Source organism: Nocardiopsis halotolerans DSM 44410 (genome assembly GCF_000341065.1).
Taxonomy (GTDB): domain Bacteria; phylum Actinomycetota; class Actinomycetes; order Streptosporangiales; family Streptosporangiaceae; genus Nocardiopsis; species Nocardiopsis halotolerans.
This window is the reverse complement of sequence record NZ_ANAX01000039.1, coordinates 1-7931: the sequence shown is the minus strand read 5'-3', so window position 1 is coordinate 7931 and position 7931 is coordinate 1. Positions and strand designations below refer to the sequence as shown.

The window sequence follows — 7931 nt, the reverse complement described above, 5'->3', positions numbered from 1 at the left end:
CCCGCCCCGCCCCGCCGGGCCGTGGACGACGGTGACGGTGCGCGCCGCCTACCAGACGGACAGGTCCCGCGCTTCGGCGGTGGTCGCGGAAACGGCGTCGAACCGGCGGATCAGGCCGCCCTCCCCGAACCGCGGCCACCCGGGGTCCCCGGTACGGGCGAAGGCGGTCCACGCCGCGTGCATCTCCGCGGCCAGCGCCTCCGGCGGCTCCTCCGGCCCCAACAGCGCACGCGGACCACGCAGCCCCGGAACGTCCAGCCGGTCGAACACGAACGGCAGTTCCATCGCGTGCGCCGCCCCGAGCCGCCCGTCGAGAGCGGCCGACCGCCAGGCGAACTCGTAGACATGGGCGCCGCCGTGCGCCTCGGCGAGCCTGCGGGCGCCGACACCGAACAGCGCGTCACCGAGGATGGCCGACCGCAGCTCGCCGGGGCCGGCGTCCGGAAGCCGCGCCCGGTAGGCCGCGACGAGCCGGTCTGGGGAGCGGTGGGCGCGGGCCGCGGTCGCGCGCACGTCCTCGGCGGTCGAGGCGGCCAGGCCGCCTCGCGGTGCGAGGTAGAGAGCGCCTTCCTCGGCGTTGGTGCCGACGAGGAGGTCGACACCGGCCAGGCGGCTCTCGGCCGGTTGGCGGTCCAGCACCAGACCGAACGGGCTGAGTCCCATGAGCGGGTCGAAGTGGTCGGCGGTGCGCAGATCGATCCCGGCGAGCCGGGGGACGACCGAGACCAGGTCCTCGTCGGGTACCTCGGCGAAGCCCTCCGCGTCCGGTGCCACGCCCAGGGCGTCCGCGACCGCTCGGGTCACCCGAGACCCCTGTTCGGGGGAGAACGCGCCCAGCCCGCTGCCGCTCTGCACGATCGCCCGGTGGAACAGGCCTTCGGCCCGGGGATCGGCGAGCACGCCGGCGACCGTCGTCGCGCCCGCCGACTGGCCCGCCAGCGTCACGTTGCCGGGGTCGCCGCCGAAGGCCGCGATGTTGCGCCGCACCCACGCCAGGGCGGCGAGCACGTCGAGCAGTCCCCTGTTGCGCGGGGCCCCGGGCAGGTCCAGGAACCCGGCGACGCCGAGCCGGTGGTTCAGCGTCACCAGCACCACGCCGTCGCGGGCGAAGGCGGTGCCGTCGTACAGCGGTGCGCGGGTCGATCCGGCGACGAAGCCGCCACCGTGGACGAACACCAGCACCGGGCTGCGTTCGGCCCCGCGCGGGGACCAGACGTCGACGGTCAGGTACTCGTCGCCCCGCACCCAGCCGGGGCCGAAGTAGGGAGACATGTCGAGCCGTCCGAAGGCGTCCCGGCGGGGCTGCGGCGCGGTGGGCCCCGGCCGCGTCGCGTCGCGCACGTGCGTCCGGGGGCGGGGCGGCGCGGGCGGGGCGAACCGGCCGGCGCCGACGGGCGCCGCCGCGTAGGGGATGGAGAGGAAGCGGGCCGCGGCGTCGTCTGCGCTGCCGCGGACGGCCCCCTCGGTGGTCGTCACGATCGGGTCGGACACTGCACACTCCTGCTCTGCGGTACTCGCTGGTGCGTTCCGGCGTCGCCGCCATCGGTGTCGACGCGCCTCGGTGAGCCGTCCGGGCGTCAGAGCCGGGCGAACGGCGCCCACTCCCTGATGGCGAACGCGTCGCCGTCCCGGGCCACCTCCGCCCCGCCGCGCCCGCCCAGGTGGGCGGGGAACAGCAGCGCGCGGGTGTCGGCGGCCTCGCCCAGCAGCCGGCGCCTGCTGGCGCGGGACTCGGCCGGGTCCTCGCAGAAGCAGCTGTTGGCGTCGGGCTCCATGATCTGTAGCGCGGTGTGCACCAGGTCGCCGACGAACAGGGCCCGGTCGCCGCCCGAGGCCAGCCGCATCACCGAGGAGCCCGGGGTGTGCCCCGGCGCGGGCTCCAGGCGCAGGTTGCCGTCGATGGTGTGGCCGTCCTCCCACAGCAGCGCCTGCCCGGCCGCGTACACGGGGGCCACACTGTCCTCGAACACGTTCTGGTTGCCGCGGCCCAGGTTCGGCGTGTGGCCGTTCGCGGGATTCCAGAAGTCGAAGTCCGCCTTCGGCATCAGGTAGGTGGCGTTGGGGAAGGTCGGCACCCACTCGCGGCCCGCGAGGCGGGTGTTCCAGCCCACGTGGTCGACGTGGAGGTGGGTGTTGACCACCAGGTCCACGTCCTCGGGCTCGACACCGGCCCGTGCCAACTCGCCCAGGAAGTCGCTCTCCCTGCGGCTCCAGACCGGTGCGTAGGGGCGCTCCTTGTGGTTGCCCACACCGGTGTCGACCAGGATGGTCCCGCCCTCGCTGCGCAGCAGCCAGGTCTGGACGGCACTCACGACGACGTCGGCGTCGGCGTCGACGAAGTCGGGTGTGAGCCAGGGGCCGTGCTTCCGCCAGGCCTCCTCCGGCGCTTCGGGGAGGAAGGCCCGCGGAGCGATGTCGACCGGTCCGAAGTACTCCACGACCCGGGTGACCGTGACGTCACCCAGGACGATCTCCCGTCGCTGTTCCCGCATGGCTGCTCCCGCTTCGTGCTCGGCGTTGCTTCCCGGCCAGGATTCGCCACCCGCGTCGTGGTAGCCAGCCCTCCCTCGTGCGTATCCACGGCAGGGTCAGGCTCGCGGCTCCGCGGAGGCGGAGGCCCGCGCCTAGGCTGATGCCATGACGACTTCCCAGACGGTGGAACCGACGGTCGCGGGCCGGCTCGGAGACTTCCTGCGGGCGCGGCGGGCGCGGTTGCGGCCCGGCGACGTGGGCTTGACGGAGCCGCCCGGGCGCAGGCGCGTGGCCGGGCTCCGGCGCGAGGAGCTCGCGCGGTTGGCGGGGGTCAGCGTGTCGTACTACACCAGGCTGGAGCAGGGGCAGTCGGTCAACGCGTCCGACGCGGTGCTGAACGCGATCGCGCGGGCGCTGCGGCTGGACGAACACGAGGCCGAGCACCTGCGGGAGATCGCCGCGCGGCGTCCCCGGCGCCTCAGGCAGCCGCCGCCGGAGCGGGTCGACTCCCTCACCCGCGACCTGCTGCGTTCGTTCGGCGACGTTCCCGCGATGGTCCTGGGCCGCCGCACCGACGTGCTGGCCTGGAACCCGACGGCCCGCGCCCTGCTCGCCGGGCACCTGGACCCCTCCGCGCCGGACCGCGCCGAGGACCGGCCGAACCTGGCGCGGATGCTGTTCCTGGACGCCCACACCAGGGAGCTGTACGTCGACTGGCGGCGCAAGGCACGAGCGGTCGTGGGTAGCCTTCGGCTGGTCGCGGGCCGCCACCCCGAGGACGCGCTGTTGGCCTCACTGGTCGGCGAGCTGTCCGTGCGGTCGCGGGAGTTCGCCGAGCTGTGGAGCGACCACCGGGTCAGGCCCTGCGAGGCGAACCGCTACCGGCTGCGCCACCCGCTGGTCGGCGAGCTCACCGTCACACAACAGCTCCTCACGGTCGCCCGCTCGCCGGAGCAGTCGGTGGCGGTGGTCACCACCGAGGAGGGCTCCGCCGCGGCCGACTCGCTCAGGCTGCTGTCCCGGTTCGCGGGACCGGGCGACACCGACTGACACGCCGGGGCGCGATCGGGCCGGCCGACCGAAACGTTACCGGTACGCCTTCTCCGGTCACCGCGTCAGGGGCGCATGACGATCTTCCCCACGTGCCCCCTGCGGGCGAGCTCCTCCTGGGCCCGAGCGGCCTGTTCCAGGGGGAACACCTCGGCGATCACGGGCCGGACGCCGCCCTGGCGGGCCAGGTCCATCAGGAGGTCGAAGTGCGCGGGCGTGTGCATCGCGGAGCCGATCACCTGCGCGTTGTGCAGGTAGAGGCGGCGCACGTCGAAGGTCACGCCGTACCCGCCGAGCGCGCCGGCGACGACCCACCGGCCACCCTCGCGCAGCAGCGGCAGCCCCTCACCCAGCAGGTCCCCGGCGACGACGTCGAGTGCGACGTCGACGCCCTCCGGCGCGGCGGCGCGGACCCGCTCGGCGACGTCCCGCGCGCGGTCGACGACCTCGTGTGCGCCCGCTCCGCGCACCGCGTCGATCTTGGACCCGCTGCTGATGGCGAGCACCCTCGCGCCGCGCGCACGGGCGATCTGCACCGCCGCGAGGCCGACCCCGCCGGAGGCCCCGGAGACCAGGACGGTCTCCCCCTCCCGCAGCCGGCCGCGCTCGATCATGCCCAGCGCCGTGCCGTAGGCGGTCGGCAACGCCGCGAGCTGGTCGTCCGTGAGGGGGGATTCCGTCACGTCGTGTACGCGCTCCGTCGGCGCGGTCACGTACTCGGCGTAACCGCCGTCGCGTTCGCTCCCCATCAGGCCCACCGGGTTCGCGTCCGGTCCCTGGGCGTCGTAGACCGCCGGGTCGACGACCACCCGGCGGCCGACGAGGCCCTCGTCCACGTCAGCGCCGACCGCCGCCACCCGACCGGCCACGTCGGCGCCCTGCACACGCGGGAAGTCGATCGGACCCCGCCAGCCCGACAGCGCCCCCGGATCCCCCGGGCGGCCGTAGGCGCCCTCCCGGGTCCACAGGTCGGTGTTGTTCAGCGCCACCGCGCTGACCCGGACCAGTACCTCTCCCGCCCGCGGGGCGGGCACGGCCGCCTCCGTCAGCTCCAGTACCTCCGGACCCCCGTGCTCCGTGATCCGAACCGCGCGCATGGTCTCGGGCACGCCCATCGTCCAGACCTCCTCTTGGGTATACTGATCTGTGAACTAGTGTAAGGCTACACTGATCTGTGAAGAGACGTCCAATGCAGGAGACACAGCCCGTGACACCGGCGGGCCGACGCATCGTGGCGGCCGCCGAGGAGCTGTTCTACGAACGCGGGATCACCGCGGTCGGGGTGGACCTGATCGCCCAGCACTCCGGCGTGACCAAACGGACCCTGTACAACCAGTTCGGTTCGAAGGACCATCTCGTGGCGGCCTACCTCGCCGAACGCGACCAGCGCTGGCGGTCCATGGTCCGCACCGCCGTCGACGCCTGCGACGACCCCGTCGAGACCGTCACGACACCCTTCCGCGTGCTGCTGACCTGGAGCCGGACCAACACACGCGGATGCGCGTTCATCAACGCGCTGGCCGAACTCCCGGACCCCTCGCACCCCGCCCACCGCATCGCCGCGGACCAGAAGTCCTGGTTGCGGGACCTGTTCCGTGAACTCGCCGCCGCGGCAGGCTGCTCGGGGCCCGACACCCTCGCCACCCGGCTGCTCGTACTGCACGAGGGAGCTCTGGCCACGCGGCCGCTCCCGCTCGACACCCTCTCGGAGAGCACCGAGCTGGCACGGGCCCTCGTCCGGGCCAGCGCGCCGCCCCGCGGGTAGGGGGCGCCGAGCGACACGCACGGATCCCGGCGCACCACCCCGTCCGGAGCCGCGTCACGCGACCCGGATCCGCACTCCGGGGCCGGGGAACCCCCGGGGGCCGTACGCGCGGAAAACGGCGCCGAACCCCCGGATCGGACCCCGTCGGCCCGGGATCACCGCGCACCCGGTGGTGCGGCGGTCGAACCGCGCACCACCAGACGCGTGTCCAGGGTGACGGTGCCGGGCGGGTCCTCGCTGGTGACGCGGTGCAGCAGCAGGTCGATCGCGGCGCGTCCGGCGGCGGCGGTGGGCATGTCGACGCTGGTGAGGGCGCAGTGCCGGGCGGTGTCGGTGTTGTCGACGCCGACGACGCTGAGGTCCCCCGGAACGGAGGCCCCCCGGTCCCGGAGCTCCCGGACCAGGCCGAGGGCGACCAGGTCGTTGTAGGCCAGGGCGGCGGTGGCTCCGAGGGCGAGCACCTCGTCGGCCACGGCGGCACCGCCCTCCTCCGTGGGCTGGTTGGGGCCCAGGCGGTGCAGGCGCAGGCCGTTGCGCTCGGCGGCCTCCTCGGCGGCGCGTTCCAGACGCTGGTTGGTCCAGGACGCGCGGGGGCCGGTGAGCAGGACGACCTCACGGTGACCGAGGCCGGCGAGGTGTTCCAGGGCCTGCCCGGCGCCGGAGGCGACGTCCATGAGGACGGCGGGCAGCCCGGCGGGCTGGCGGTTGACCACCACGAAGGGCACGTCCGCGCTGAGCTCGGCGATCAGCCGGTTGCTCAGGCGCGGGGCGACCAGCAGGGCGCCGTCGACCTGGGTGGCCATGGAGCGGATCAGCTCCTCCTCCACGCGGGCCTGCTCGTCGGTGTCGGCGACGAACACGTGGTGGTCGCTGCGGCGCGCGTGGGCCTGGGCGGCCTTGATCAGGGGCGGGAAGAAGGGGTTGGCGATGTCGGCGACGATCAGCCCCAGGTTGCCGGTGCGGCGGGTGGACAGCGCGCGGGCGGCGCGGTTGGGCCGGTAGCCGAGGGCGCTGGCGGCGGCGAGTACGCGGGCGCGGGTCTCGGAGTTGACCAGGTGCGCGGCGGAGAAGGTCCGGGAGACGGTGGACACGTGCACCCCGCTCGCCAGGGCGACGTCCTTGATGGTCACGGCCACCCGTGGCCTCCTTCTCTGTGGGATGTCCCCGAGATTAGCGGCAACCGGTTGTGGTTGGCCAGTGCGTGTTTTGCGGGTCGGTGCCGGGTTTTCCGGGGTTTTCCCGGGTGGAAGGGGGTTGACGCGGGTCCGGTCCGTACGGGATGTTCATGCAACCGTTTGCAGCTATCCCCCTGAGGAGCAGGACATGCGAAGACTCGCACTCCCTCTGAGCACGGTGCTCGTGATGACCGCGGTGGTGCCCGCCCAGGCCGCGCCCGACCTGGGCGGACAGGTCCTGCCCGAGGGAGACGGTTGGGCCTCGGCCGGAGGCGGGACGACGGGGGGCGCGGAGGCCGCCCCGGAGAACGTCTTCCACGTCTCCACGGCACAGGAGTTCCGTGAGGCGGTGAGCGGTGACGAACCCAAGATCGTCCGCGTCGAGGGATCGATCGACGCCAACACGGCACCCGACGGCACACCCCTGTCATGCGGGGACTACGCCGTGGACGGCTACACGCTGGAGGAGTACCTGGCCGCCTACGATCCCGAGGTCTGGGGCCGGGAGGAACCCAGCGGTCCGCTGGAGGAGGCGCGGGAGGCCTCGGCCGACGCGCAGGCGGAGCGGGTCCGGGTGGAGGTCGGCTCCAACACGACCGTGGTGGGGGTCGGCGACGACGCCGAGATCACCGGGATGAGCATCCGGGTGATCAACCAGGAGAACGTCATCCTGCGGAACCTGACCCTCTCCGACACGCACGACTGCTTCCCCGGATGGGACCCGGGCGACGGCGGCGAGGGCAACTGGAACGCCGAGTACGACCACCTGGAGATCTCCGGCTCCACGAACGTGTGGATCGACCACAACACGTTCACCGACGGCGACAACCCGGGCTCGGAACTGCCCGAGTACTTCGGGCGCAGGTACGAGGTGCATGACGGCCTGCTCGACGTCGTGCGCGCGAGCGACCTGGTCACGGTGTCGTACAACCACTTCGAGGACCGCGACAAGGCGATCCTGGTGGGCAACAGCGACGGCCGGACCACCGACCGCGGGTACCTGCGGACCACCTTCCACCACAACCACTTCGACGGCCTGGGCCAGCGCGCGCCCCGGGTGCGCTACGGGCAGGTGCACGTCTACAACAACCACTACACGGTGGCCACCGACCTGTACCAGTACAGCCTGGGTGTGGGCTTCGAGTCGTACCTGTACGCGGAGAACAACCTGTTCGACATGCGCGACGGCATCGGGGCGGAGGAGATCGTCGCCAACTGGGGCGGCACCGACATCGTGGAGCACGGGAACGCGGTGATGGAGGACGGTCGCGGGCGCGTCACGGAGGTCGACCTGGTGGAGGCGCACAACGAGGCCCATCCCGACCGGGCGCTGGGCACCGAGCTGACCTGGGTGCCGCAGTTCCACACGCGTGTGGAACCGGTGCACGCGATCCGCGGGCTGCCGCGCGAGGCGGGCGCCGGGCTGCTCTAGCGCGGTGGTGCGGTGCCCCGCCCAGCGGGGTCACGTA

The 7931-nt window shown here is 73.4% G+C and carries 7 protein-coding genes; 3 read left to right on the top strand and 4 right to left on the bottom strand.

Annotated elements, in window-relative coordinates; translation table 11 throughout:
* Positions 1 to 48 precede the first annotated feature (48 nt).
* Positions 49 to 1491, bottom strand: a complete 1443-nt coding sequence (locus D455_RS0103000) for a carboxylesterase/lipase family protein (protein WP_017569288.1) — start codon at positions 1489 to 1491, stop codon at positions 49 to 51.
* An 86-nt stretch (positions 1492 to 1577) separates the two neighbouring features.
* Entirely contained in the window at positions 1578 to 2492 is a 915-nt protein-coding gene (locus D455_RS0102995) for an MBL fold metallo-hydrolase (protein WP_017569287.1), read from the bottom strand.
* 145 nt (positions 2493 to 2637) lie between these two features.
* On the opposite strand from D455_RS0102995, the gene D455_RS0102990 reads away from it, so the two are divergent.
* Complete coding sequence (locus tag D455_RS0102990; RefSeq protein ID WP_017569286.1) at positions 2638 to 3522, top strand: helix-turn-helix domain-containing protein; 885 nt, start codon at positions 2638 to 2640, stop codon at positions 3520 to 3522.
* 65 nt (positions 3523 to 3587) lie between these two features.
* On the opposite strand, the gene D455_RS0102985 is transcribed toward D455_RS0102990, so the two are convergent.
* Positions 3588 to 4637 (bottom strand): zinc-binding dehydrogenase, encoded by a 1050-nt coding sequence (locus D455_RS0102985; protein WP_017569285.1) that lies wholly within the window; start codon positions 4635 to 4637, stop codon positions 3588 to 3590.
* 74 nt (positions 4638 to 4711) lie between these two features.
* Between D455_RS0102985 and D455_RS0102980 the strand changes: the two genes are divergently transcribed.
* Positions 4712 to 5287, top strand: coding sequence for a TetR/AcrR family transcriptional regulator (locus D455_RS0102980; protein ID WP_017569284.1), 576 nt, complete (start codon positions 4712 to 4714; stop codon positions 5285 to 5287).
* Between the two features lie 155 nt (positions 5288 to 5442).
* Here D455_RS0102980 and D455_RS0102975 read toward each other — a convergent pair whose 3' ends face one another.
* The gene (locus tag D455_RS0102975) at positions 5443 to 6423 is read right to left on the bottom strand and encodes a LacI family DNA-binding transcriptional regulator (protein WP_017569283.1); all 981 of its coding nucleotides are present in this window, start codon (positions 6421 to 6423) and stop codon (positions 5443 to 5445) included.
* A gap of 187 nt (positions 6424 to 6610) precedes the next feature.
* On the opposite strand from D455_RS0102975, the gene D455_RS0102970 reads away from it, so the two are divergent.
* Positions 6611 to 7894: a pectate lyase family protein gene (locus D455_RS0102970; RefSeq protein ID WP_026122263.1), complete on the top strand. Its 1284-nt coding sequence runs from the start codon at positions 6611 to 6613 to the stop codon at positions 7892 to 7894.
* Positions 7895 to 7931: the final 37 nt, after the last annotated feature.